17 protein-coding genes and 1 pseudogene are annotated in these 25,974 nt (G+C 51.1%); 8 read left to right on the top strand and 10 right to left on the bottom strand.

Annotated features, from left to right (window positions below):
• Positions 1 to 10: 10 nt before the first annotated feature.
• From B5G10_RS05065 to B5G10_RS05045, 5 genes are all read left to right on the top strand, one after another.
• Positions 11 to 1,069 (top strand): glycosyltransferase family 9 protein, encoded by a 1,059-nt coding sequence (locus B5G10_RS05065; RefSeq protein ID WP_087423659.1) that lies wholly within the window; start codon positions 11 to 13, stop codon positions 1,067 to 1,069.
• 77 nt (positions 1,070 to 1,146) lie between these two features.
• Complete coding sequence (locus B5G10_RS05060; protein WP_087423658.1) at positions 1,147 to 1,899, top strand: lipopolysaccharide kinase InaA family protein; 753 nt, start codon at positions 1,147 to 1,149, stop codon at positions 1,897 to 1,899.
• Between the two features lie 66 nt (positions 1,900 to 1,965).
• Positions 1,966 to 2,991 carry a Holliday junction branch migration DNA helicase RuvB gene (ruvB, locus tag B5G10_RS05055; protein WP_087423657.1) on the top strand — a complete coding sequence of 342 codons (1,026 nt, stop codon included), beginning with the start codon at positions 1,966 to 1,968 and terminating at the stop codon, positions 2,989 to 2,991.
• Positions 2,992 to 3,009: 18 nt separating this feature from the next.
• Positions 3,010 to 4,512 (top strand): polysaccharide biosynthesis C-terminal domain-containing protein, encoded by a 1,503-nt coding sequence (locus tag B5G10_RS05050; RefSeq protein WP_087423656.1) that lies wholly within the window; start codon positions 3,010 to 3,012, stop codon positions 4,510 to 4,512.
• A 50-nt stretch (positions 4,513 to 4,562) separates the two neighbouring features.
• Entirely contained in the window at positions 4,563 to 5,924 is a 1,362-nt protein-coding gene (locus B5G10_RS05045) for a TIGR00341 family protein (RefSeq protein WP_087423655.1), read from the top strand.
• A gap of 139 nt (positions 5,925 to 6,063) precedes the next feature.
• Here the strand turns inward: B5G10_RS05045 and B5G10_RS12940 are convergent, their stop codons facing one another.
• The 6 genes and pseudogenes from B5G10_RS12940 to B5G10_RS05020 all read right to left on the bottom strand — a co-directional run bounded on the left by B5G10_RS12940 (position 6,064) and on the right by B5G10_RS05020 (position 17,114).
• Entirely contained in the window at positions 6,064 to 7,752 is a 1,689-nt protein-coding gene (locus tag B5G10_RS12940) for a discoidin domain-containing protein (protein WP_343285886.1), read from the bottom strand.
• Positions 7,753 to 8,604: 852 nt separating this feature from the next.
• Positions 8,605 to 9,425, bottom strand: a pseudogene (locus B5G10_RS12935) (hypothetical protein); the annotation flags it as partial.
• A 346-nt stretch (positions 9,426 to 9,771) separates the two neighbouring features.
• Positions 9,772 to 11,511, bottom strand: coding sequence for a SusD/RagB family nutrient-binding outer membrane lipoprotein (locus B5G10_RS05030; protein WP_087423652.1), 1,740 nt, complete (start codon positions 11,509 to 11,511; stop codon positions 9,772 to 9,774).
• Between the two features lie 11 nt (positions 11,512 to 11,522).
• The gene (locus tag B5G10_RS05025) at positions 11,523 to 13,886 is read right to left on the bottom strand and encodes a SusC/RagA family TonB-linked outer membrane protein (RefSeq protein WP_241147714.1); all 2,364 of its coding nucleotides are present in this window, start codon (positions 13,884 to 13,886) and stop codon (positions 11,523 to 11,525) included.
• Positions 13,883 to 14,569, bottom strand: coding sequence for a carboxypeptidase-like regulatory domain-containing protein (locus B5G10_RS12820; protein WP_241147713.1), 687 nt, complete (start codon positions 14,567 to 14,569; stop codon positions 13,883 to 13,885). The genes B5G10_RS05025 and B5G10_RS12820 overlap by 4 nt, the downstream gene beginning before the upstream one ends.
• Before the next feature lie 334 nt (positions 14,570 to 14,903).
• The gene (locus tag B5G10_RS05020) at positions 14,904 to 17,114 is read right to left on the bottom strand and encodes a family 20 glycosylhydrolase (protein WP_087423651.1); all 2,211 of its coding nucleotides are present in this window, start codon (positions 17,112 to 17,114) and stop codon (positions 14,904 to 14,906) included.
• A gap of 803 nt (positions 17,115 to 17,917) precedes the next feature.
• Between B5G10_RS05020 and B5G10_RS05015 the strand changes: the two genes are divergently transcribed.
• From B5G10_RS05015 to B5G10_RS12810, 3 genes are all read left to right on the top strand, one after another.
• The gene (locus B5G10_RS05015) at positions 17,918 to 19,081 is read left to right on the top strand and encodes an IS4 family transposase (protein WP_087423761.1); all 1,164 of its coding nucleotides are present in this window, start codon (positions 17,918 to 17,920) and stop codon (positions 19,079 to 19,081) included.
• 107 nt (positions 19,082 to 19,188) lie between these two features.
• Positions 19,189 to 19,560, top strand: a complete 372-nt coding sequence (locus tag B5G10_RS12815; protein ID WP_239467572.1) for a hypothetical protein — start codon at positions 19,189 to 19,191, stop codon at positions 19,558 to 19,560.
• A 39-nt stretch (positions 19,561 to 19,599) separates the two neighbouring features.
• Positions 19,600 to 19,965, top strand: coding sequence for a helix-turn-helix domain-containing protein (locus B5G10_RS12810; RefSeq protein ID WP_241147712.1), 366 nt, complete (start codon positions 19,600 to 19,602; stop codon positions 19,963 to 19,965).
• 31 nt (positions 19,966 to 19,996) lie between these two features.
• Here the strand turns inward: B5G10_RS12810 and B5G10_RS05005 are convergent, their stop codons facing one another.
• From B5G10_RS05005 to B5G10_RS04990, 4 genes are all read right to left on the bottom strand, one after another.
• A complete protein-coding gene (locus B5G10_RS05005) occupies positions 19,997 to 20,890 on the bottom strand; it encodes a fimbrillin family protein (RefSeq protein ID WP_087423650.1) in 894 nt (297 codons plus the stop codon).
• Between the two features lie 12 nt (positions 20,891 to 20,902).
• Positions 20,903 to 22,765 (bottom strand): IdeS/Mac family cysteine endopeptidase, encoded by a 1,863-nt coding sequence (locus tag B5G10_RS05000; RefSeq protein WP_087423649.1) that lies wholly within the window; start codon positions 22,763 to 22,765, stop codon positions 20,903 to 20,905.
• 250 nt (positions 22,766 to 23,015) lie between these two features.
• Positions 23,016 to 24,563, bottom strand: coding sequence for a MobV family relaxase (gene mobV, locus B5G10_RS04995; protein ID WP_087423648.1), 1,548 nt, complete (start codon positions 24,561 to 24,563; stop codon positions 23,016 to 23,018).
• 150 nt (positions 24,564 to 24,713) lie between these two features.
• Complete coding sequence (locus B5G10_RS04990; protein ID WP_087423647.1) at positions 24,714 to 25,742, bottom strand: DUF6371 domain-containing protein; 1,029 nt, start codon at positions 25,740 to 25,742, stop codon at positions 24,714 to 24,716.
• Positions 25,743 to 25,974: the final 232 nt, after the last annotated feature.

Below are 25,974 nucleotides of genomic sequence, written 5' to 3'. Positions count from 1 at the left end.
GGGGCGGAATATGTCGTATCGTAAAGTTTTGATGATTCGTCTGTCGGCCCTGGGCGATGTTGCCATGACCATTCCTGTTATCTATTCGGTGTGCCGGGCCAACCCCGACACCACGTTTGTCATGCTCACCCAAAAGGTGGCCTCGCAGCTTTTCATACAGGCTCCGCGCAATTTGCAAGTGGTGGTGGCCGATGTAAAGGGACGTCACAAAGGTCTCGGCGGGCTCTATGAACTGGCCAAGGAGATGCGGGCCTTGTCGATTGACGCGGTGGCCGATTTGCACGACGTGCTGCGAACCAAGTTCCTGCGTATCCTGTTCAAGTGGTGGGGTATCCGGGTGGCCGTTATCGATAAAGGCCGCCAGGAGAAACAGCGACTCACGGCCCGCCACAAGCATGGCGAGTTGAAGCCGTTGCGGACGTCGTTCGACCGGTATGGCGAAGTGTTTACCTCGCTGGGATTCAAGTTTACGCCCGACTTCCATTCGCTCTATGGCGATGCGAAGGGCGACGAGGGGTTGTACTCCAACCTCACTCCCCCCAAGATGCCGGGAGAGTATTGGATAGGAATAGCCCCTTTTGCCAAGCACGAAGGCAAAATCTATCCACTCGACCATATGGAGAATGTGGTGGCCAAGTTGTCGGCCGAGCGACATGTGAAACTTTTCCTTTTCGGGTCGGGTGAGCGTGAGCGCGACATCCTGGCCGTGTGGCAAGAGCGTTACCCGCATGTCATTACCCTGGCCGACAAGCGCCACGGATTTGCCGTAGAGCTCGCCCTGATGAGCCATCTCGATGTGATGGTGTCGATGGACTCGGCCAATATGCATCTGGCCTCACTGGTAGCGGTGCCGGTGGTTTCGGTGTGGGGAGCCACGCATCCCTGCTGTGGTTTTCTGGGCTGGCACCAGAGCGAGGCAAATGCGGTGCAGTTGTCGCTCGACTGTCGTCCCTGTTCCATCTTCGGCAACAAGCCGTGCCATCGCAAGGACTATGCCTGTCTCGAGATTGCCCCGGCCGTCATTGTCGAGCGGGTGAAAAGCCTGCGCGAGAAGGCTTCAGACGTGTAACAGTTGTATCGGGTAGGTCTCTGTGGCTCTCCCGATACGTTTAGGATATAGATAAATAATTATTCGGGAGCAAGAAGATGAAACTGGTATTGAATCCGTCATATCGCCGGCTCGAAAAGTTTATGCAGGAACTGCCTCTCTCGTTTCCTACCTTGGGAGAGTGCATTTACAAGGCCCGCAATGAGTTGCGTAAATTCTCGTATGAAGGGCAGAGTTATGTGGTAAAAAGTTACAAAGTACCCCTGTTTGTCAACCGGGTTGCCTATACGTTTTTTCGCCCCGGCAAGGCCAAGCGGGCCTATGAGTATGCCCTCAGGTTGCATGACATGGGCATCGAGACCCCAACGCCGGTAGCCTATATCGAAATCAAGCGGGGCGGGTTGCTGTGGCACTCCTTTTTCGTGTCGGAAACCTGCCCTTATCCTCGCATGATGCGCGAGTTCGACAGTGGCGGAGTGGCCGGACGCGAAGATATTCTCAAGGCCTTTGCCGCCTTTACGGCCGATGTGCATGAGAAAGGGGTGTTGCACCTCGATTACTCGGCCGGCAATATCTTGTTCGACAAGCAGGGCGACCAGATTCGTTTCTCGATTCTTGACCTCAACCGCATGCGGTTTGTGCGCATGACCCCCAAGATGTGTTTGGCCAACTTCAACCGGTTCTGCCACGACGAGGCTGTTGTGCGCTATGTGGTGGCCGAGTATGCCCGGTTGCGCGGTTGGGACGAAGCAGTCTCGGTCGAAGAGGCGTTGGTGGCATACCGGGAATTCTGGACGCGCATCGAGCGGAAAGAGGCCTTGAAGCGCCGGCGCAAGAGTTTAGAGGCGTAAAATGACGGTAATCACAAAATAAATTGCTAAGTTTGCTGTCGAATTACGGTGAACGTAAAATAGTCTGTGGAAAATAATCGATTTGACATACGGGAACAAAGGATATCGGATACCGAACGGGAATTCGAGAAGGCGTTGCGTCCCTTGTCGTTCGACGATTTCAGCGGGCAAGACAAGATTATCGAGAACCTGCGGGTATTCGTTATGGCCGCTCGCATGCGTAAGGAACCTCTTGACCATGTGTTGCTGCACGGCCCTCCCGGGCTGGGTAAGACCACCTTGGCCAACATCGTGGCCAACGAGTTGGGGGTGGGTTTCAAAATCACTTCGGGACCGGTGCTTGACAAGCCGGGCGACTTGGCCGGGCTGTTGACCTCGCTCGAGGAGAACGACGTGCTCTTTATCGACGAAATACACCGGTTGAGTCCTGTGGTAGAGGAGTATCTCTACTCGGCCATGGAAGACTTCCGCATCGACATCATGATCGACAAGGGGCCGAGTGCGCGCTCGATACAAATCGAGCTGAACCCCTTTACGCTGGTAGGAGCCACGACACGCAGCGGCTTGCTCACCAGTCCGTTGCGGGCCCGGTTCGGGATAAACTGCCACCTCGAATACTACGACCACTCGGTGCTGACACACATTATCGAGCGGTCGTCGAGTCTGCTGGGCGTGCCCTGCACCCGCGAGGCGGCTACCGAGATTGCCATGCGCAGTCGTGGAACACCCCGTATAGGCAATGCCTTGTTGCGTCGTGTGCGCGACTTTGCCCAAGTAAAGGGGTCGGGGAGTATCGATTTGACGATAGCCCGTTATGCCTTGGAGTCGCTCAATATCGACCAGTATGGTCTCGACGAAATAGACAACAAGATTCTCTCCATCATCATCGACAAGTTCAAGGGGGGGCCGGTAGGACTCACGACTATCGCCACGGCTCTGGGCGAAGATCCCGGTACGCTCGAGGAGGTGTATGAACCCTATTTGATTAAGGAGGGATTTATCAAACGTACGCCCCGGGGACGCGAGGTGACCGATTTGGCCTATACCCACTTGAACCGTCACCGCTTTTCGGAACAGGGCACATTGTTTTAATCAAGAAAATAGACGCTTATGGCCGGCATGAAGAGTTTGGCGAAGGATACCGCGATATACGGTTTGAGCAGTATATTGGGGCGGTTTCTCAATTGGTGTTTCGTATTCCTCTATGTGAATGTGTTGAAGACGACGGCCGAGTATGGCATCGTGACCAACCTTTATGCCTACATGGCTTTGCTGTTGATTATCCTCACCTACGGCATGGAGACGGGCTTCTTCCGCTTTGCCAACGACAAGCAGGAGAAGGACCCCAAGCGGGTCTATACCACCGGCCTCATCTCGCTGGCTACCACCTCGACCCTCTTTTTCGTACTGGTGTGGCTCTTTCTCTCGCCGCTGTCGCGCCTGCTGGGCTATCCCGGACATGAGGATTATGTGCTGATGATGGCCCTGATTATCGCCATCGACGCCTTCACGGCGCTGCCGTTTGCCTATCTGCGTTACCAGCGTCGGCCCATTCGGTTTGCCGCCGTCAAGTTGTTGTCTATATTCCTCAACATAGCGCTCAATCTGTTTTTTATCCTGCTGTGTCCGTGGTTGTATGAGATTCACCCCGAGTGGATTTCGTGGTTCTTCGACCCCGACTTTCTGGTAGGATACATCCTGGTGTCGAATGTCATCAGTTCGGGCGTGGTGTTGCTGGTGCTCTTCCCCGAGATATTCGGGGTGCGTTACCGTTTCGACGGCCAGTTGCTGTCGCGTATGCTCAAGTACTCTTTCCCGTTGCTCATCCTGGGTATTGCCGGCATTATGAACCAAACATTCGATAAAATGTTTTATCCAGTGCTGGCAGCGAGTCGCCCCGATGCCATGTCGGAGCTGGGTATATACGGGGCCGTCTATAAGATAGCGATTGTGATGGTGATGTTTACACAGGCTTTCCGGTTTGCCTACGAGCCGTTCATCTTTGCCCGCAACAAGGAGGCCGGTAACGAGAACAAGAAGTCCTACTCCGAGGCGATGAAATATTTCATCATTTTCGGGCTGTTCATCTTCCTGGGAGTGATGTTCTATATCGACATCGTGCGTTTCTTTATGCCGGCAACCTACTGCACCGGATTGAAGGTGGTACCTATCGTCATGTTGGCCGAGCTCTTCTTCGGGATATTCTTCAACCTGTCGTTGTGGTACAAACTCACCGACCGCACCCAGTGGGGGGCTTGGTTTTCGCTGTTTGGCTTTGTGATTACGGCCGTAATCAATATTGTGGGAGTGCCGCGCTATGGCTATATGGCTTGTGCCTGGGCCGCCTTTGTGTGCTACCTGTGCATGATGCTGGCTTCGTTTTTCATCGGGCAGAAGGTCTATCCCATCAAGTATGAGCTGGGCAATGCGTTGCGCTACACGCTGCTCACGGCTGTGCTTTATGTCATTGGCACGGTGGTGCCTATCGAGTCGCTTGTTTTGCGGTTGGCTTTCCGCACGGTACTCCTGGCTGTGTTCCTGGTCTATCTGTTCCGTCATGACCTGCCGCTGAGCGAAATTCCGGGATTGAAACGTTTTGTGTCCAAGTCGTAATCCTCCTCAGCCGAGGAGGGGACGGCTGGCCGATTTTAATCATAGATCATATGTCATTTTCCAACTTTGTCGAGTGGGTCAAACGATTCAGGGCCCACTATCTTGACTTGAGTCAGGATCGGGAAGAAGAGGCCGCCTCGGTAGAGGCTATTCGGGCCGGAGTCGAGTTTAAGGGCTCGACTATTCTTATCTTGGTATTTGCCATCTTTATTGCCTCGCTGGGGTTGAATACCAACTCGGCGGCGGTCATCATCGGCGCCATGTTGATATCGCCTCTGATGGGCCCTATCATGGGTATAGGGCTGGGGTTGGGTATCAACGACTACGAACTTATCAAGCGGTCGTTCCGCAACCTGGCGGTAGCCACCCTCTTCAGTGTGATTACCTCGACGGTCTATTTCTGGATTTCGCCCTTGAACGAAGCCCGCAGCGAGTTGCTGGCCCGCACCTCGCCAACGATTTACGATGTGCTCATCGCCTTCTTTGGCGGATTGGCCGGCATCGTGGCCATGTCGTCGAAACAGAAGGGCAACGTGCTGCCCGGTGTCGCCATAGCCACGGCGTTGATGCCTCCGTTGTGTACGGCCGGATTCGGGTTGGCCACGGGCAACCTCTACTATTTTTTCGGTGCTTTCTATCTCTTCTTCATCAACTCGGTATTCATTGCCTTTGCCACGACTCTGGGAGTGAAACTCTTGAAGTATTCGAAGAAAGAGTTTGTCAACGACGAGCGTCGCAAGAAGGTCGAGCGCATAGTCTATACGATTCTTATTCTCACGATGGCCCCGAGTATCTACCTCACCTATAATATGGTGAAGGAGAATCTTTTCGAGGTGTCCGCTTCGCGTTTTGTCTCGCAGAACTTCAATTATCCCAATACTCAGGTGTTGAGTAAGAATGCTGTGATGGAACACGGGAAACGTATCATACAAGTGTCGCTGGTGGGGGCCGAGGTGCCTCAAGACTCCATTGCCGTGGCACAGGCCCGGTTGCCGCAGTATGGTCTGGCGGGAGCTGTGCTCGAGGTGCGCCAGGGATATGGTTCCAATGCGATGGATATGACCACGCTCAGCAGCACGATGTTCAAGGATATTTATCTGCACAACCAGGAGCAGATAGCCCGTCAGCAACAGGTCATCGACTCGCTGGAGAGTGAGACCTCGCATTACCAGCAATACGATTCGGTGGGCATTGCGGTGGCTCCCGAGATCAAGGTGCTCTTCCCCAATGTGACCGATATCGCTATTTCCAAGACCATCTTCAGCAGCATCGAGACCGATGTGCGCGATACCACTACGTTGGCCGTCGTGCGATATTCGCGGGCCTTCTCGGTTACTGAGCAGGAGCAGTTCCAAAAGTGGTTGCAGGCTCGCCTGGGGGCCAAAAAGGTGCAGCTCGTTTTTGAGCATTGATAGTCGAGTTCCAATCCATAAGAGTAAAGTATAAAAAGTATAAGAAGAGCGCCCCGGAAGTTCTATGGAACTTCCGGGGCGCTCTCTATGATAGCAGGTACTGCAGCCTCGATGGAGGAGCAGTACCTGAAGGGGGTCGTTATTTCACAATCACTTTCACGGTCTCGGTGTAGTCGGCACCCTTGACAACCATGAAGTAGATGCCCGGGGTGAGGTCGTCGGTGGTAACGAAGGTGATGGTCTCTTCGGCCCGTTCGGCTTTCACCAAAGCACCCTGCATCGAATAGATTTCGATGCTTTCGGCCCGTTCGGCAGCTACGGCCATCTTTTCGCCCTGGTTGACGGGGTTGGGGGCTACCAGCACACGGCTTACAGTGGCTTCGTCGATAGCCGTTCCATCCTTGCCATACACTTCGAGTTCGGCAATCGGGGTGGTCATCCAGAAACCGAGGCCGATGGTAAAGGCTACCGCCTTGGCATCGCGGGCTTCAGGCAGGTTGTACGATACGTCGGAACCCGAGGCCGCCGTGTTGACTACGTCGAAGTCGGTACCGTTCCCCGAGATTTCAAATTTCACTTCGGTAGGCAGGGCGGTTTCGACATTGTCGGGTTCCAGGAAGTAGGCCTGGAAGCGGCTGACACTCTTGGGAGCGTCGAACGTATAGACAAAACGTACCGACTGGCCTTCTGTGGCATAGAAGTCGGGCAGGTAGGCTGTCGAGTGGCTACCGTCGGTGAGGTTGGCCAGCGTGCCTTTGTCGTTGGCGACAGGTTTGTCGGTACCCTCTTGTACCGACGAAGGCGACATGTGAGAGATGAGGTTGGTCATCGAGGCGTCGAATGTGGTGACGGCAAACGATACGCTCTTCTGATACTCGCCGTTTATCATGGTAGCCGTAATGTTGGTCTTGCCCACCTCGCTACCACTGTTGATGGTGAAGGTGTAGGTGTCGTCTTCGGCCACTTGCAGGTCGGAGACGGTGGCGATGCTTTCATTTTCCGAGACAAACGAGATGGCAAAGTTATCCTCTTTTGCGGCACCGCCGAGTGAGTAGCCGGCTTTTACCGAGATAGAGGAGTTGGTCTCGAGAGTCTGGTCCGAGATGGACGACAGCGAAGCGGCACCTTCGGCACCATAGGCTTCGAACTCCCAGATGCGGATGGTGATAGGAGCGTCGTTGTCGTAGGGGATAAACTTGATGTAGCGGGCTACCGTCGGTTTAATCCAGTCGATGTGATAGTTCTCAGCGCTGCGCCCGGTCGTATTGACTACCTCGGTCCAATGTTCGAGGTCGTTGCTCAACTGAATCTTGTAGCTGTTGAGGTTGTCGGTGCCGCCTTCGTTTACCTGTGCATCGACAATGCGGAACTTGTACAGCTGGAACGATTGGGTGAGGTCGATGATTACCCAGTGTTCTTTGGCACCGCCCACGCACCACTTTTGGTGAACCGAGCAGCCCTCGCTGCGGCCGTCGAGCAGGTTGGTAGCAACCTCGCCCGAAGCGGCAATTTCGCCGCTCACATCCTCAATATCTTTACCCAGGGCTACGTTGGAAATATTTTTGGTATTGTTTACCTCGATGAGGCCGGTATTGGTTTCGGTAGCTACACCCACGGGGTTGGTCACCTTGACGGTAATCGAGTAGGAACCCTCTTGCGAGAAGGTTACCTTGGCGGTGTTACCCTCTTGCGAAACAATGGAGGCACCTGTGGGCAATACCCACTCATAGGAGTCGGGATATTTGTTGGCTACGGCCGTGAGGGTAACCTCTTCGCCCACTTTTACCAGGGTAGGCGAGGCTACGATCGACACATCCGAAACGGTCATCTCGGGATACTCGAGGGTGAGTGTCTCGGCTTCGCTCTCTTTCAAATCTTTCATCACGGTGACTACGCTCACCTCTACCGATTCTTCGCCGGTGGTGCGGGTGAATTTAGGGATATAGAAACCCTCGTCGCGGGTTTGGCCTACGAGGACTTTTTCACCGTTGCGGGTGAGGTATATGTCGTAGTGATCGACCTCGTTTGACTGGGGAGCATCCCAAACCAAACGAATGTCGCTGATCTCTTCTTGCAGCGAGTTCTGAGACTGCAGGTTCGAAACCTTTGCCGAGGCCGAGTAAGAACCATGCAAAATACCCAGTTGACCCAGTGTGGCGGTGTAGTTGCTGATGGTGGTACCCGATCGGAAGTTGAGGGCAACGACAGCCAGTGTTTTGCCGGCCATCGACGAGATATCGGCTTCGGCCACGGTCCAGCCATTGCTGGTCGATACGGTATTCAGCGCAAAGGTAGAGAAGGCGCTGGGATTGGTCTTGTCGGCCAGTTTCAGCTCGATGGTTCCGGTGCTCGAGGTCTTATAGACGAGTTGAACCTTATCGCCGTTTTCGATGGCGATATTGGTTTTGTAGAGGCGGGTGAGGTGATCGGCATTGGCTGTGAGGGTACCCGTAACCACCACGCTTGTACCGAAGTTGTAGGCGTCGTCCCAGTTCAGTGCGAAGGTGAGTTTGTCACTCGAAGTAGTCTCGACCCACCAGCGCCAGGTAGGCAGAATGTTTTGCATGCCGCGGTGATACCAGTCTTGCGTACCCCGTTTTTCACCGTTGACGAAACGGTATTTACCCAAGCCGGCACTGAAGGCAGAAACGAACGGTTTGGATTGGATAGTACTGCGCTCTTGAATGGCGTTGGCCAGTCCGGGCCAGGGGTTGGGGTAGGTATTGTCGCGGTCGGTGATGTCGGCGGGATTGTTCTGTGCGTTGGTCCAGTAACGGGCTTCGTTCGAGAATACCGTATTCATGGCGCTGTAGGCTCTGGTGCCGCAATTGTTCTCGGTGTCGAGAATCCCTTCAACGACCTTTTTCCAGATGGGCTCTTCGGGGTTGAAAATCTGCAACGAACTGGCGTGACCGGTCTTGGGGAAACAGGCCTGGAAACTCTGGGCATTACCGGTGAGACCACCTTGGGCCTGCTCGATACCCGAGTAGAGTTTCTCGAAGTAGGCATCCATATCGACGCCGGCAGCATCCATGCGACTGCGGTTTTGCGAGATGCTTATGTCGCCGGCCGAGCCGTAGTTGGCAAAGAACGACGTGTTGGGGTTGGCTTTCAAGATTTCCAACGAGTTGTTTACATACAGATTGGCATCGTACCATTGGATGTACATGTCGTAGTTGCCGTCGGCTTCGGCGCATTGGTAGAAGTATTTAATCCACTCTACCCAGTCGCTTTCGGTCGATGCGTAGGTCTCTTCGTTGATGAACCAGCCGTCGAAGCCGTAGTATTTGGCAATCTCATACATTTTCTGGGCATAGGGATAGGTGTTGCCCTCTTTGGTCAACATCTGTTTTACCCAAGCCGGGTCGCCACTATATGCTTGAGGGGGAAGAAGACGTTGCCCAGAATCTTCACGCCGTTCATGTGGCAGGCGTCGATCACGGGTGCCGACGGCGGAACGATGATACCTTCGCCGGCCGAGCCGCCCCACCAGATAACCATATCCATATATTGCCAATAGGTGGGGTTGTAGCCGATGAAGTTGTTGGCTCCCTGCGAGGGGGTCATGCTACACATGGGGTTCATGGTGAGACAGACGGCTACCTGACCTTCGGTGTATTGGTACTGATTGGCCTTGATGTTGTCGTCGGCGATGCGGGGTTGCAGTTTCACGGTACTGCGGTTGAACTTGGCATCGGGGTCCTTTTCGGGGGTCCAGTCCTTGATGTAGTCGGGGTGCCAGCAACCGCCGTATGGCTGTTGGGCAAAGGCTGTGATGACAGCCAGGGAGCAAAGCAGTGCTCCAACGATTTTTTTGATATTCATATCGATTTATATAATTGGATTATTACCTGAAGTTGTTGGGCGTGTTTCGTTCGCCGTTGCTGTTGTTGGTATCTTCGACATCCCACCATACCCGGGTGCTTTGGTTCACGCCCTCGGGTACATTCTCGATGTTGTAGGCATATTCGTCGGTCGAGTAGCTCACGCGTTTGATAAACTTGCCGTTGGCTATGTTGGGGTCTTTGTTGCTCAAATGGTTGTTCAGGCGCGGGTAGTCGGTGCGGCGGAACTCGGCCCATCCCTCATTGCCGTTGGGGAATACGGCCAGCCACTTCTGCGTGATAATCTGTTCGAGCTGGGCCTCCTTGTTGCTGCCGGCAAAGGGATTCTCTTGGGTGCCGTTGTAGATGTTGAGTCGGTTGATATAGATGTCGGCGCTGTCGGCCATGTGGTAGTAGTTGAACGATTCGCGGATACCCTCTTTGAACAGCTCTTCGGCCGAACCGTAGGCATAGGTCCACTCACGCAACTGGGCTTCGGCCAGCAGGAACTTGCACTCGGCATATCCCAGCCACAGGTATTCGCGGCAGTAACCGAACCAGTAGTTGTCGTTCAATACCTTGCCCTCGTGGTGGTTGCACTTCAAGGGCGAATATACGTTGGTTTCGTGCGAGATGTTGTTGTCGCCTATTGCACAGCCTTTGTAGTCGGTGTTCATTTCGCGGCCCACTTCGAGGAAGTTTTTCGGGGTGGGACGATACCAGCAGATGCGGCATCGGGGATCCAGGGCCGAGCCCAGGTTCTTGTAGGCCTGCTCCATGTCGAGCGACATGACTACGTCGCTGTAGCGGAAACCGCAGTTGGCCACTTCGTTTTCGAGACCGCTGTCATCCTCGCCACCCATGGAAACGGGTGCATAGTTGGGTACGGTGCGCATGCGGTCGTCTTGCGACATCATGAGTCCGCCGGGGTGATTCAAGGCAGCGACGCCCTCTTTACGGGCACGCTCGGGATCTACGTTCGAGATGCGCAGGGCCAGACGCAGACGCAGCGTGTTGGCAAAGCGCACCCACTTGGCTTCGTCGCCGTTGTAGCATTTGTCTTCCCGGTCGGCAAACTTGAAGGAGCATTGGCCGGGCTGGATGCTGTCGGCTGCCTCGGTGAGCATTCTGAATATCATGTCATAGACCTCCTCCTGGGTGTTGTAGGGACATTTCTCGGGGGCTGCCTTACCCTGCACGTAAACGCCAAAAGGCATTTCGCCATAGGTGTCGGTCATGGTCGAGGCCAGGAAGGCATAGTATATGCGGGTCATGTAGAAGGCATTTTTGTAGGCCTCCCGATCGACATAGTAGAAGGTATTGACCAGTGTCTTGTACTCGGCCGAACGGTCTTTGTAGAAGTGGTCCCACCGGCGGGCCGACCAGTCCTGGGTATAGACGTAGTTGGGCGAGTTGTTGATAAAGTTGGTGTTGTTGGCAAAATACCCGGCATAGATGTCGTGGGTGAGGTTGGTCGAGCGTTGATAGTCATCGACCAGACCCTGGTAGGTGAAGTTCTTGAATACCTGCCCGATGGTCGATACATTCTCCTTGAGGCGGGCAAGCTCTTCCTGAGAGATGGTATCGGGCATGCTGATGTCGGTGGTATTTATGCTGTCGCCCGTACTGGTTCCCGGTTCGTAGGGCGTTTCAAAGGGGTTGGTATTGATATCGGTGAATCCGTCGGTACACGAGGGTATCGCAGTGACCGTGGCTCCGCAAATCAACGAATATATGCCCAGTGTCTTTATAAATCTTTTCATTGTTCTACGCATTAAAATCCTACATTAATAGAAAAACCGAATGTCCTGGTGTAAGGCACTGCCGTGTAATCGATGGCTTGTGAGAACATCGTCGTGTCGTATCCGCCCTCGGGGCTGGTGCCCGGGGTGTGTTTCAGCAGGTAGCACAGGTTGCGCCCTACAAAGGCCAGACGCAGGTTTGAAACGTGTATCTTCTTCAGCCATTTCGAGGGGAAGGAGTAGCCGATCGACAGCTCTTTGAACTTGATGTACGAGGCATCGTAAACAAACTCTTCGGCCGGGGCATTGTCGCCGCCTATCGAGCGATAGTAGTCTTCGGCGGGAACGGCTATGGTGTTCTTCAGGCCCGTAGCTTCGTCGATACCGTCGAGCACGATGCCTTCGGCCGGGCGGTATTCGGTGCGTTTGGCCGTACCGTAACGGGTGGCGATGGCCTCGGATACCGAGACGATGTCGCCGCCGAAGCGCATGTCGAACATGGCCGTGAGGAAGAATCCCTTGTAGCTGAACGACGGGGTTACCGACATGAGCAGGTCGGGTTGTATGTTGCCGATGCATTTGCGCTCGGCACTGCTGTTCGATTTGGTCATGGGCATACCGTTACGCAGAATCAGTTCGCCGTTTTCGTTGCGGGCATAGAAGGTGTTGGCATAGATGTTGCCCAGGCGGCCACCCTCTTCGGCACCTACATCGACCAGCATGTTTTCGTCTTTGAAGTTGAAGCTGATGTATTTGGCATTGTCGTGCAACTCGACTACGGTCGTGTTGTTGTGGGCAAGGCTCATATCGAGGTTGAACTCAAAGTCTTTGGTCTTGACCGGCGTGGTGTACAACATCAACTCTACGCCTTCGTTGAGAATCTTACCGGCGTTGATGTATTTGGCCGAGAATTCGCCCGACATGGGCACGGTCATGATCTGGTTCTTGGTGAGGCTGCGGTAGTAGGTGAAGTCGAACCCGAGCCGGTTGTTGAGGAACTTCATGTCGAGACCGGCTTCGTAGGCCGACGAAATCTCGGGCTTCAGGTCGGGGTTGGCCTTGATTTTGGGATAGCTTATCTCGGGACCGTTTACCCCTTGGGTGTAGGTGAGGTAGTTGTAGAGCACATAGGGGTCGGTGTCTTTACCCACCTGGGCGGCCGACAGACGCAACTTGCCGAAGGTAATCCACGAGGGCAGGCCCCAGTCGTAGCGGCGCATCATGTCGCTGAATACCCAGCTCAGGTTGGCCGAGGGGTAGAAGTAGGAGCAGTTGTTCTTGGGCAGGGTCGATGACCAGTCGTTACGGGCCGTGAGGTCGAGGGCAATCCATTCGTCCCAGGCAAATTGCAGGGTACCGAATACCGAGCGGGTTTCGCGTTCGGTCAGGGTTTGTTCGGCGGTGTTCTTGCCCAAAGCCGAATTGTGGTACCAGATACCCTCCTTGGCCATGTTCTCGGAGTAGCCGGTCAGGCCGCTGGCGCGTTGGTACATGATGTTGCCACCCAGCGAATAGCCCAGGCGGAATTTCTCGGCAAAGGTGTTGTGACCTATGATCATACCCTCGATGTTGTGCTCGTAGTAGCGTTGCTCCATCGACTTGTACGACTCTTTGGTCTGGCCGTCGATGCCGTTGGTGCGGTTTTGCTCTTCGATGCTGGTGTTGTAGTAGTCGAAGGTATATTTACCCGTTGCATAGAGCCAGGGAGTGAAATCGAGTTTTACCGTATAGTAGCCGAAGGCCCGCCAGCGCTCGTCCATGTTGCTGTATTGGTAGTTGATGTAGTAGGGGTTCAACTCCTGCAAGGTGGGGTTTACATAATATATGTGGCGTTGGGTGTCGCTGCGGAAGGTTTTCAGGTCGTTCAACGGGATGTTGCGCGGGATATAGAGTAGTTGGTAAACCTCGCCTCCTTTACCGTATTGGGGACGGTCGGTGGCCTTGGTGCGGCTCAACGAGATTTTCGAGTCCATGCTCAGGTATTTGTTCATGCGCATGCCGGCCTTGAGGTCGATGTTTATCTTGTTGATCTCCTCTCCGTCGAACAGGCCTTTGCTGTCGGTGCTGCCGAAAGAGGCCCGGTAGTTGTAGTTCTCCTCGGCCTTGCCTATGGCTACGTTGTGGCTTTGAGTGAAACCGGTGTTGAAGTATTGGTCAAACTTGTTGCCATAGTCTTTGTATTGCAGTTCCTGCCCGAGCCAGCCGGTGTAGGTGTGCCCGTCGAAGGGGGCACCGAAACTCTCGAACACATTGGGGTCGAATACCCCGCCTTTCCCTTGTCCGTAGGTGGTTTGTTGCTCCAGCGAAGAGGCTACGCTCGACCAGGTGAAGTTGCCCGAATAGGTGACTCCGAACCCTTTCTCCTTAACGCCGCGCTTGGTAGTGATGAGAATCACACCGTTACCGGCACGGGAGCCGTAGAGGGCGGCGGCATTGGGCCTTTCAGTACCGAGATGGACTCGATGTCTTCGGGGTTGATATCGACGGCCGAACCACCCCGGTCGATACCGCCGAAGAGCGAGGCATCGGAACTGTTGTTGTCGCTGAAGGGTACTCCATCGACAACCCACAGGGGTTGGTTGTTATCGGTCAGTGAAGAGTTGCCTCGGAGGGTGATTTTGGTCGAACCGCTCAGATCGGTCCCGGCGGTGTTCATCTGGAGTCCGGCCACTTTCCCGCTCAAGGCTCCGATGACCGAGGGGTCGCCGGTGGTATTCAGTTTGTCGGCCTTGATGTCCTGCACGGCATAACCCAGCATCTTTTTCTCTCGTTTGATACCCAGGGCGGTGACTACGACCTCGTCCAAATCCTGGGCGCTCTCTTTCATTTGTATCGAGAAAACAGTTTGGTTACCCACCTTTACATTCACGGGGTTGTAGCCTACATAACTGAATTCAAGGGTGGATTCGGGGCTGGATACCGATAGTTTGAAGTTGCCGTCCAGGTCGGTGATCATGCCGTTGGTAGTCCCTTTTTCGGCTACGCTTACACCAATCAACGGTTCGCCGTTCACATCTTTGACGGTTCCCGAGACGGCTATCTTGCCTTGCATGACTTCGGTTGCAGACGGGTCGGGCATTGATACTCTTCCCTCTGAGGCATAAGCGGTTATGCCCGAGGAAAATAAAGCGGCAAAAGCAATACTCTGTATGCCCCTGCCATTCTGAATTGAAATACCATAGAACTCGTATTAGTTTTTTATATTATTAGATTTCTCTTGTGTTTCCTAAATCATTAGAATAGAGACAAAGGTTATATGAATTAAAAGCTCGTAAAATTAGCCAGTTTAAAATTATTTCACAAAAATTTATTGTTAATATTTAAGTTTGCGTTTATTAATGCAAAATAAGATATCTCGCAGAAAGGCCGGCTTCGAACCGTCTTTCGTGCGAGATACGGAGATAGATAGATTGTTATTGCTCTTTGAGAATGAATACCAGTCCCGAGGTGTCGTTACCGCCTTCGCCATAGGCTTCGACCTCGACGAAGAAGGGGGTGCCGGCCTCAAATGTATCGACGGTAAATCGGTAGGTCGTAGCCTGTCCATCGGTTGTGGAGGGTTGAGCCACCTCGGCCAGCAGCTCGTCGCGTTTGTAGAGTTTCAGACTGCCGAGTCGCAGCGGATTGGCCCCCTTGGTGGGGATGAACGAGATGGCGTAGTGGCCATTGCCGGCAATTTTGCCGGTACACTCAAATCGCCACGGCGCCTTTTGAGTCTGCACAACGAGCGGTTTCCACTCGGTGGTGAACTCGCCATACGACTTGTAGGCCGAGTAGTCGGGGGCAAAGTAGATGGGCAGCGAGTAGTGGGTGTCGGTGACTACGGTGATGGCCTTGAAGTCGCTCTTGTCGGCCACGGTTACCGGGCCGGTATAGATGGGCGAGTGGGTTGTGGGGTAGGAGCCGTCGGTGGTGTAGCGGATGAGGCTGCGGTCCACGGTGGGCGACAGGGTGAACTCCAGTTTGCCGTCGGGGGTTGTAGCCATCTTTTCGATATGTGGCTCGGGTACCCGGTAGTGACAGTCCTTGAAGTCGAGCCGGGCGAAGTGGTGACTCAACCGTTGGGCAAAGTCGCGATAGTTGCGGGCTGCCTGTGGCGCCCAGGCTACCTCCGACAGGGCCAGCAAACGGGGAAAGGTGAGGTACTCGGCATAGTTCTCCGAACGGTTTTCGTCGAGACAGTCGATCTCTTGCAGCGTGGTGCCGTGGATGAACTGGTCGCTCCAGAAACATCCCTGCACACCCAGTACGGTCGATTGGGGGGAGTAGTCGTTTATCTCCATTCCGTAGCACTTCTCGACCGAGATGGGGGGCATCCAGGTGGCCGCCTTTACCTCGCCGGGAGTCTGGCTCTCGGGAAAGTCGAAGTACATATGCGTGGCTGGGGTGAGGATGGCTTTGTGGCCGGTGCGGGTAGCCTCGATGGTGTCGGCTACGTTGTGCCAGAATACACCTACCACGGGAGTTTTTACCTCGCCTCTGAGGAGAATCTCTTCCCAGCCCACTACGGTGCGACCCTTCTTTTTCATCATCTCGGCCACCACGTTGGTCAGGTAGCCCTGGAGTTCAGAGGCATCCTTCAACCCTTCGCGTTTGACAACGGCCTGACAATGAGGGCACGATTCCCAGCGGGTATAGACGGCCTCGTCTCCACCGATGTTGATATAGGCACTGGGAAAGAGGGCCACCGTCTCGTCGAGGATGTCGCTCAGGAACTGGATGGAACTCTCCTTGCCCACGCACAGCAGGTCTTTGCTGATGAAATGCTGCAGGGGAACCTCGTGCTGCAACCCCGTGCAGCTGAGCCACGGATAGGCTACGATGGCCGACAGGATGTGGGCCGGGAACTCTATCTCGGGAATAATCTCGACATTGCGCACCCGGGCATAGGCAATGAGCTCTTTGATATCCTCTTGGGTATAGTATCCACCCAGCCGCCTGGCATCGTGCCCGGCCCAGGCCCCAACGTCGGTCAGGCGGGGATACTTCTTGATTTCGAGGCGCCAGCCCGAGTCGTCGATGAGGTGCAGTTGCAGTTTGTTCAACTTGTACATGGCCATCATGTCGATATACTTTTTCACAAACTCCTTGTGGTAGAAGTAGCGGGCCACGTCGAGCATCATGCCCCGCCACGGCCGGTTGGGAGCGTCGTATATGGTCACAGCCGGGGCCGTCCACTCGATATCGTGCTGGCGGCGGTCGCTGTAAACCTCGGCAGGGAAGAGCTGCAGCAGGGTCTGTATGCCGTAGAACACACCCCCTTGATCCTCACCCGTCACGGTGACGCCTTTAGGAGTCACCTCCAGACGATACCCTTCGGGGTGACCTACCTCACCGGGCTTTAGCTCGAGGCGGATAGTCGCTTTGCGGGCTTCGGGCTTCAGTGCCAAATCCCATCCGGTCGATTGGCCGAGCAGCTGTTGCTGGTATTCGGCCTGTTCCTGGAGTGCGGTATCGTAGCCGATAGTCGCTTTGGAGGTAAGCCGGAAGTGGCCCTCGCTCTGTTCTATCCGGAGCGGTTTGGGAATCAGGTCTATCTCGCCGGCCCAGCTCCACGACAGGGCACAGAGAGTCACGAGGAGGATGGTCAGTCTCTTCTTGTACAGGGTGATAGGGTGTTTCATAGGTGTTTGGTTTTTCGAGATTGCCCTTTTCAAGTTGGGGACAAAGCCCACAGACGTCGAAAGGGAAAGCTCGGGGACGATATTATTTATAACTATTTAAATACTATTGGGTTATATCTTGCATCGATTGTGTTAATATTCTCAACTAGTAAAGATACATAAATATTTTTATTCCCCACCTATTGCTCGGAAGAAAAGCACACATTATCTGTTTCTCGCTTTCTCCCATAAAACCACCGGCGGGATAAACATCATGCGATTGTTTATCCCGCCGGCGATTAATCTTTAAGCTCTCAGACAAGTAATCAATATTTCTCTTCGTTGAAGAAATTTATCTGTATTGATTATCAATATATTATGCAGCAATCAATGAAATTTGCGCAAACAAACCACGCCGTCTGAGACGGTCTGAGGCGATGGGAGGAATGACGAGACAAACAAAAAATTAAAGCCATAGTATCCAAATTCTTTTTGATTTTGGCAAATTCAACGACATGTGAAGATATTAGTTCTGCTAAACATCAATGATTCTTTTCTGGTATTCAAAATATTCGCCACATAAAGAATTCAGATGTAGGCTAAAAACAATCAACAGATTTCAATGTGTAGATTTATACTTACTCGTTTCATTTTCTTCTAACCATAAGATTGAAATTGCATTAGGTTGTGTAATTAAATCACTACTGTCCCGTAAAAGTGGATAAATAGTTCTTTGAAATTATTGAAATATAGTCAATTACACGGTCTTTTGAAATGAAACGGACTTGATTTTGCAACTTTGCAGTCTAATACAAATGGCTGCTATGTTCCAAGACAAATACGTATTCTCTCAATTAACCGCTTTTCTGAACAGGACTCAGTTCAACAACTATGTTCGCAAATATGATGGCAACAGATATGTGAAACATTTCACTTGCTGGAATCAGATGCTCGCAATGATGTTTGGACAACTGAGTAACCGTGAGAGCCTGCGAGACTTAATCGTTGCTTTCGAGGCGCATAGGGCCAAGCAATATCATCTTGGTTTAGGACGTGAACCGATAGCCAAGACAACTCTTGCGACAGCGAACCAGAACCGTGATTACAGAATCTTCGAAGATTTTGCATTCTATATGATGAAGGAAGCCTGCGAGAAGCGGACGACCAACATCCTTGACATTTCCGGAAAGAAATATGCGTTTGATTCAACAACGATTCCGTTGTGTCTTGCAACATTCCCATGGGCAAAGTTCCGAAGCAAGAAAGGAGGGGTGAAAGCTCATGTCTTATACGGCATTGAAGCACAAGTTCCTGCCTTCTATACTGTAACCACTGCATCAAAGCACGATTCCACAGCAATGTCTTCAATCCATTATGAACCAAATGCTTATTATATATTCGACAGGGCTTATGACTCCTTTAAAGAACTCTATAGGATACATCTTACAGACTCTTTCTTTGTTGTCAGAGCCAAGACGAACTTAAAGTATAAGACAGTCAAATGGAAGCGAAGAATGCCAAAGAACATAATGACAGATGCGGAAGTGAAACTGACCGGATATCTTTCCGAGAAAAAATATCCTGACTCATTCAGACTCGTCCGATATTACGACGAAGAGGATGACCGTGAGTTCACTTTCTTGGCGAATGCAAAACAACTTTCTGCACTGGATGTCGCCAATCTTTATAAGAAAAGATGGTTAATCGAGCTGTTCTTCAAATGGCTCAAGCAGCATCTCAAGATAAAGAAATTCTGGGGCACAACAGAGAACGCTGTTCGCATACAAATCAGTGTGGCTATTATCACGTACTGTCTTGTGGCTATTGTCCAACATGATATGAAGTTGAAACGTTCAACCTATGAAGTTTTGCAAATTCTCAGTATATCATTGACTGACAAAACCCACTTGCGTGACCTGTTCGACAAGACTAATTTCAATGATGTCAAAGATCTAAATGATCCCCTGATTCCGGGGCTTTTTGATTAATTGTTTAACTCGTCCCATTTTAACGGGACACTAATGTAATTAATTATAAATAAATTTAAGCAGATTCTTAATTCACGTTGCAAAATTACAGGATATAGGTAATCCGAATGTTACAAAATCGGGGGATATATTTTCACATTTCGTGGTTTTTTGCCTACATCCGTACCGCAGATCGGCAAACAGGGGAAACGTATGGAACAACAGGAAAAGGACTGGATATTCTTCATGGACTCGATCAGGACTTCGATGTCATGGAGCATCCCCAGAGCGTAATCCATATCCTCTGCACGAGGGAAAGCATGAATTTCCGCTTCCAGAATATCAATTACAACATCGTAGCGGGCGACTACGTCATACTGGCCAATATGTCGCTGGCTTCTGGTTTCTCCGAATCTGATGACTACAACGCCGTCACGATGGGACTGTCCAAACAGTTCGTGATGTCGATGGAACGGCTCCGGGAAAGGCTGACGGACTGAAGGCTGCACCTGTTCCGAGAGGAAACGCTGGGTTGCCTTATGACTGCACACATCCTGGATCTGTACGACATCCACGCACGCGGCCAGGCTGCTGCAACGGTTTATCGGAATGTTTTACAACAGGGAGTACATCCTGCACCGGGATGTCCCCTACTATACCTCCCCTCCCGCTTCTGTGTCACTCTCCACTACCTCTCCGAGATTTGCAGGAAAGCCTGCGGCATACCGGTCACTTACTGGATAGACCGCTTCACCCTGCATGAGATTGCGAACCTCCTGTGCCAAAAGGAACTGCCTCTGTCGGAGATAGCCGCCGGGATGAACTTCTCGTCATTTTCCTATTTCAGCCGGTATGTATCCAGACATTTCGGCATTTCCCACACAATGTCTACAGGGAGTCATTAAACCGAGTACGTTAAAATAGGCGAAATGCAAACTATAACTCGATGTCTCCGTCAACACTGCCCTGCTGCCCCCATCCTTCTATCTGCACTCCGTCTAGTTCAATCTTATCGGAGGATACATTTATTTGAACTGTCAGGCATCTTCCTCCATCAAGCATGCTGACGGGCCTGCCGTCCTGATCATTGTCGGGAACACTTAGTGTACGCACCATGTCACCGAGACTTACTTCAAGCGTCACATTGTCTTTTTCCTGAGGAACTATAAAACATGATACCTGACTGCCCTGCATGGTTCCCACCTCTGACAGTCCGGAGGCCGTACCGTTCTGTATTGCCCCTTTTGCCAGATCTATGCCGCATGAGGAAAGAGCCTTGACCGATGTGGATATCTCAGACAGCTGCTCATCCGTCAAATCATCGGACACATACTTTACCACAAGTTTGTGCAGAGCATGCTTGAATACCAGACTCACTGCATCTTCTGAGTTTTTCCTGACTTGCACCGCCTCGGCCAGCAACAGGTCGGTTTTTTCCGCTGGGGAGACGACAAATGTCAATATTCCGTCCACTGCCTTCCCCTGGACAGGATAGCAGCCTGAGAAATATACGTTCCCGGCATCTTCCGGCAGATTGAGATCCGCCCATGAGAGATCAGTCGTCCCGACAGTGTAGCTTGTGTCTATATTCGGGAAACCGCTTCCTGAAACCACAAGCGTAAAGATATCCCCGTTGGAGAAATTTCCCTCTCCGTTCCCGTCAAGTGCGGGTGATTTGGTCAGGGCCTCGATGGATGTCCGGATATCTATCATCCTGTCAGTCTCATCTGTGCCTTTGTCCACAGGGGATTTCTCGCAGGAAACAGTCATCATTGCAAACAGGACAACCACTGCTATAATTAAACTGTAATATTTCGTCGTATTGTTCATCGTTATTTCAACTTATTGAATAAAACTTTCATTAATCTCAACTTCGGGAAATTCTTTCTGCCAGATATCCCGTTTCAAATCCACAACCGTTATACAGGATATGGGATATATGCTGGAATCTCCCATCAGCACTTTCCAAGGTCCATCTTCCCGGTATCTAATCTCCTGGCGTATCAGGCGGTGGCGCTGGTAATTATTGGAACCTCCATTAACCTCAAAGTTATAATGGTCATTATTGTCTACATAATATATGGCGGATACATAACCCTCATCATCAAATTCCACACCCCAGATTGTCATAACGTGCGTAACCCCTTGGTTCAGGTTAGACTGTTCGAAACCCAGCCCCTGCTTATTTTCCAGAGCGCCTTTGATAATCCTGTTGAAACTCTCTTTATTCATGGCGTCTTCAGGTCTGAACGCAACATCTATGTTGTCGAATATTTCCGTGAAATATCCTCCATAATTGTCATCAATATCAGGATCCGGAGATGATATTCCCGGAGTCCCGCAGATAAACCAGTTAATTCCGACGGCATCCGAACCCCCTCTGTTTCTGGATATGTCTCTGAAAAAGTCGAAAATTTCACTGCCTTCAGTATCGGAAAACCCGAAAGAGGGACGCGGATATGCCGGCCATGGATTTGAACTGTACCTTGCATCATACGCCTCGATATACGGTTCATTGAGCCGTGTCCACCAATGCAGCAGATTTGACGCACCCGCCGCCCAGCACATATTGCTGTCATGGTATCCAGGATGGGATCCACTATCGTCCGGATCGTCCTTATCGCAGTCATACCATAAAAAGTCGCTCTGCCAGTTCAGATACGCAATGCCGGATACTTTGTACCATATACCGTTGGGGAAGTTTTCAGGCACCAAGAAACTGTACTCAGGGACGGACTCGTTGTCTTTTGGATAATCGGGCAGGCTGGCGGTCTTGACCCCGTAAACCCAGCACGTCTTGCCGCCGTAGTCTATATCCGGGTCAGGATCAGGATCAGGATCCGGGTCAGGGTCGGTTCCGATATCTCCGTCGGATTTGAGACGCAGGTTGAGTACGGTCTCCTTCCCGCTCTCCAACACACTGCTTTCTCCGATCGTAGCCGGTGCCTTGTAGACGGATGTCTTTCCACCTGCGGAAATCTCCACCCATCCTTCGGCATATTCCCCAAGATCCCCGGGGAAAAGAATCGCCGAATACTTTCCCTCGGACAATATGCGGGGCGTTATGTCCTCCATTGTACCGGAAGGAGTGTCAATACCTCCTGTCGAGAGGTCGAATGAGCCTTCCGTAATATTCCTCACAGTGACAGTCAGATCATCAGGAAGAGAGCCTTCGTCACTTGAGATATTGATTGACAGACGGTGCATACCGTGCATAAAGGGCATCTCTATCACATCCCCGGTAATATCTTCCTGCTCTATGTCAAGGTGGCTCCACAACAAGTCAGAGTCCTCATACCCGTTACCGGTCTGGTCGGTGTCCACACGATGCGTGTGCAGGTTTGTCTCAGGCGAGACATCCTCTCTGGCCGGATAGTATGCTGAAAGGCGCACAGTACCCGAGCCAAGCTCACTTTTCTGCAGTTTCGGAGTCCATTGCCCGTCCTCCATGGTCAGTATGACCTGTCTTGTCTGCTCTCCATAGATATAAAGTCCGACTTTGTCTCCTTCTGTGAAAGATCCGCTGCCGTCTTCTCCAATCTCAGCTTTCGTACCCTCATTGTCTTGCGTGAAGACCATCTCTACATACTCACTGTCATTCTTCGAGGATGAATAGTCCTCAAATTCCGCGCATCCGGACAATAACACCGGAACTGCTGCCAATAACCGGAACAGGAGCTTACTTGTAATCAATTCTTTGTTCATTTTATGGATAGTTGAATTTCACCGCAAAAGTAGTAAAAAAACAACACATTGACATCAATAATGACCTGCCTGAATCCTATGACCGTGAAGTCTTCAATTCCAAGACGAACTTATTGATGAATCATTTCATTGATATGGCTGTACAGGGTTATGGCTGGCTTACAGCCTAATATTAATGATTATTAATTTGATAATACCGTATACATCCTAGTGCAAAGGCATCTATTCGAAATGAATAGATGCCTTCATCTTATCTGTGCATTGACTTTTTGGATGGGGTGTTGACTATTCGGGTAGCACATAGTAAGCATCTTCTCCTATACGCCTCTTCCTCCTCATCTGGTCTGCGGCCATCCCAGCGAAGGTCTGAGTCGGCGTTGCCACCACCTCCGCCGGATGAAACAGCGACAGGCTGCCCGCCAATCAAAGCATCAGCAATAGAAAAGATTCGTACCCGCAAAGAAGGCTCAGCCAGCTGGTCAAGAAATGTCTGTATCTGCTCAGTCTGATTATCGTTGAGCTCCGTCAGTCGTGCATACTCCTGTTGCAGCCTTTTAAGCTCCCGATAGTCCAACAACGCATTATTCTGCACTGCCTGTATTTGCTGTTCGGTATCCTTCCGATACAGTTCTTCAATCTGACGGACAATCTTTACAAATCGGCTGGCGATAGACCTGTTCTGCTCCTCAATCCATTTGTCAACACCGAATATCGGAGGTTTACCAGTGATTCGTGGCGGCTCAAAATCTATCTTGTGATTGCGGAAAGGTTGCGCCACTCTACCGACACGGTCTATATTCTTTGTCATCTGCTCCAGTTCCTGCTCCTTTTCTTGAAGCTTACCTGCCTTGTCTTCAAGCTTTGACTGGTATTCGGAAATCTGTTTTTGTATCCTGGTCTTTTGAATTTCATATTCCTGAAGAGCGATTTTGCCGGAAGCCAAAGACTTCTCAATTTCTTCAAGTTGAGATTGAGACCTGAATATCTGTGCTTCCAACCTCCGTGTCATAGTCTGCAGCCCCTTAACTGCTTTCTCTGCTTGTTTAGCATCTTTGGCCAGTTTCCGGATATAATCGCGTTTACTAAGATGACTGACATTCCGGCCTTCAATACTGTCACCACGTTCCAGTCCGTATTTGCTCCCTACCTCTTCGTATAGTGAGGTGTGCATTTCCCGAAGAATATGGCCATACTCATAACGGCTCTTGCCAAACTTAGCCGACCACATGACGCACTCACGTCCGCTTTTGGCTCGTTGTCCGACAGGAACGATCAAGGCATGGATATGCGGGCTGCTCTCATCAAGATGAACCTGGAAGCCGATGATGTTTTCTTGTCCGTACCGTTTGGCGCACCAGTCATAGACATCTTTTGCCCATTGTTCGATTTCCGGACATCGCTGGAGATGACTGTTATCTGCACCCTTTTCCAGATTTACGGTTTGGGTCCCAAATGCCATCTCAAGTGTACGGTCATGATTGCCTCCAAAGATAAATTTCGCACAACAGTTTGGTTGAATTTTGCTGTCCGGTTTGAAAGGCTTCCAGCCCAGTTCAGTCAACCGTTCATGCAAACGTACTTCAAGCGATTTCTCTTGATAGCCTAACGGATGAACTTTCCCATCGGGCCCAATCTCAAAATTCAGTTTCATTCGGGTTTTGTCATAGTGATTGGTCGGATCCTGATTCTTTCTGTCAATCTTGTCGTCATTCCAATGCCTTTCGTTTTCATTCGCCTCTGCTGTGCCGAATGACTTCCCGGCTTCAACATGCATGGCCTGTTTAATATCTGTGTTCATATAGGGTATTCTTTTGATAAATGATTAATATTTGAGCTTGCTCTTGTACCAGTCCGCTCTGCGGGACAATGACCGGATTTTATTGCCGCCAGGCAAAAAGTCCTTATTGTGTTAAGGACTTTCTATAAATCCTCGGAACAAGTTCCTTTACTATTCAATAAGTTCCAGATCCAGTTCATCAATGAGTAATTGTAATGCTGGATTACGTTGTATCATCTGATGGAGTATCTGTCTCTTTGATGGTGAATACAGAAAGAAGTCTGCAATGTCCAATCCTTGGCTGCGTTGCTCTTCATCGGATGTACATTCCAAAACATTGGACACAACAACCCGTTTGCATATTCCAGACAACAAAGCAGACTTTTCTTTCCATTGTTCGGTTGCTCCTAAATCAGGGATGAGAGTAACCTCCCTGCCTTTGAGGACCTGCATGGCTTCACTATTGAAACAACCGTTCTTTCCACCTGTTGCCAGCCATATATAATCGGGGATAAAATGGCTCATTACAACAGCGGTCTTTTCACTTTCCACCAGCATTACCGGAGACGATGAATTTTTCAGAAGATGTTCTCCAAACAGACATTGCTTCAAATGGAAATCCTGCAACTTCAACTCGGAATGCGCCCAGCTGACAAAAGCCTTAGGCTCTTTAACCCGATGCCCTGTCTCAGCATTATAGCACATTACCTTGCCTGTTCTTACCTGTCCATTTATATCTGTCTGCCAGAAAACCGTTGCGCCTCCCCATTTTGAAGATGTCCCTATGCGATACATTTCAAACAATCTGCTTGCCTCATTTTCGCCAAATACATGACAGAAATACTGAGATAAGGGGTTGATTGAATAATGTGACAGACTCCTTAACACATAAGATGAAGGAATATACGAAGGGACAATACAAGACGGAGTTTTATCTGCCGTCTTATAAGGGGCAGAAAGAAGTGACTTGCCGCTTCCCTTATCCATTTCCAATACATCAGGATTATCCTTGAAGTATTCCTTAGGTGTATAGTGGTAGCCACAACTGTTTTCATGATCACACTTGCCGACATTACCGGGAAAACTAATGCTGCCTTGTTCATCAATATACCTGACAAAACACCGGCTTTTACCACAGCTCGGACAAGTAGTCTTGCTTCCAGGACGGTATTTCTGTAAATGGAATCTGTATTCACTCATGGTCCTCTGATTTTAGTGTGGTTGCACTCTGCACTTTTGCACTTTGAGAAGATTGCACGGTATCCTGGCAAGATGAAAGTGCAATAGTGCAAGGTGCATCAGTATTTTCTGTCCACTAGTGTCCGGAAAAAAATTCTCCGACAATGTTTTAATTATTAAACATCAATAAGTTACAAACATCAGAAAATTTTTCGATTAGAACATCAGTAACTTTGCGGTAGCCATCAAGAGG

It is taken from the genome of Barnesiella sp. An55, assembly GCF_002161555.1.
GTDB classification, from domain to species: domain Bacteria; phylum Bacteroidota; class Bacteroidia; order Bacteroidales; family Barnesiellaceae; genus Barnesiella; species Barnesiella merdipullorum.
The sequence above is the reverse complement of the archived record's forward strand: the minus strand, read 5'-3'. Positions and strand labels throughout refer to the sequence as shown.

Bases quoted from the DNA above. Each gene is read 5' to 3' on its own strand.
- B5G10_RS05015 (WP_087423761.1), top strand. From the start codon at position 17,918: ATGTTCCAAGACAAATACGTATTCTCTCAATTAACCGCTTTTCTGAAC.
- B5G10_RS05045 (WP_087423655.1), top strand. From the start codon at position 4,563: ATGTCATTTTCCAACTTTGTCGAGTGGGTCAAACGATTCAGGGCCCAC.
- B5G10_RS12940 (WP_343285886.1), bottom strand. From the start codon at position 7,752: ATGACCGTTTCGGATGTGTCGATCGTAGCCTCGCCTACCCTGGTAAAA.
- mobV (WP_087423648.1), bottom strand. From the start codon at position 24,563: ATGAACACAGATATTAAACAGGCCATGCATGTTGAAGCCGGGAAGTCA.
- B5G10_RS12815 (WP_239467572.1), top strand. From the start codon at position 19,189: ATGTTACAAAATCGGGGGATATATTTTCACATTTCGTGGTTTTTTGCC.
- B5G10_RS12810 (WP_241147712.1), top strand. From the start codon at position 19,600: ATGACTGCACACATCCTGGATCTGTACGACATCCACGCACGCGGCCAG.
- B5G10_RS12820 (WP_241147713.1), bottom strand. From the start codon at position 14,569: ATGCCCGACCCGTCTGCAACCGAAGTCATGCAAGGCAAGATAGCCGTC.
- B5G10_RS05060 (WP_087423658.1), top strand. From the start codon at position 1,147: ATGAAACTGGTATTGAATCCGTCATATCGCCGGCTCGAAAAGTTTATG.
- B5G10_RS05005 (WP_087423650.1), bottom strand. From the start codon at position 20,890: ATGAACAATACGACGAAATATTACAGTTTAATTATAGCAGTGGTTGTC.
- B5G10_RS04990 (WP_087423647.1), bottom strand. From the start codon at position 25,742: ATGAGTGAATACAGATTCCATTTACAGAAATACCGTCCTGGAAGCAAG.
- B5G10_RS05030 (WP_087423652.1), bottom strand. From the start codon at position 11,511: ATGAAAAGATTTATAAAGACACTGGGCATATATTCGTTGATTTGCGGA.
- B5G10_RS05000 (WP_087423649.1), bottom strand. From the start codon at position 22,765: ATGAACAAAGAATTGATTACAAGTAAGCTCCTGTTCCGGTTATTGGCA.
- B5G10_RS05020 (WP_087423651.1), bottom strand. From the start codon at position 17,114: ATGAAACACCCTATCACCCTGTACAAGAAGAGACTGACCATCCTCCTC.
- B5G10_RS05065 (WP_087423659.1), top strand. From the start codon at position 11: ATGTCGTATCGTAAAGTTTTGATGATTCGTCTGTCGGCCCTGGGCGAT.
- B5G10_RS05050 (WP_087423656.1), top strand. From the start codon at position 3,010: ATGGCCGGCATGAAGAGTTTGGCGAAGGATACCGCGATATACGGTTTG.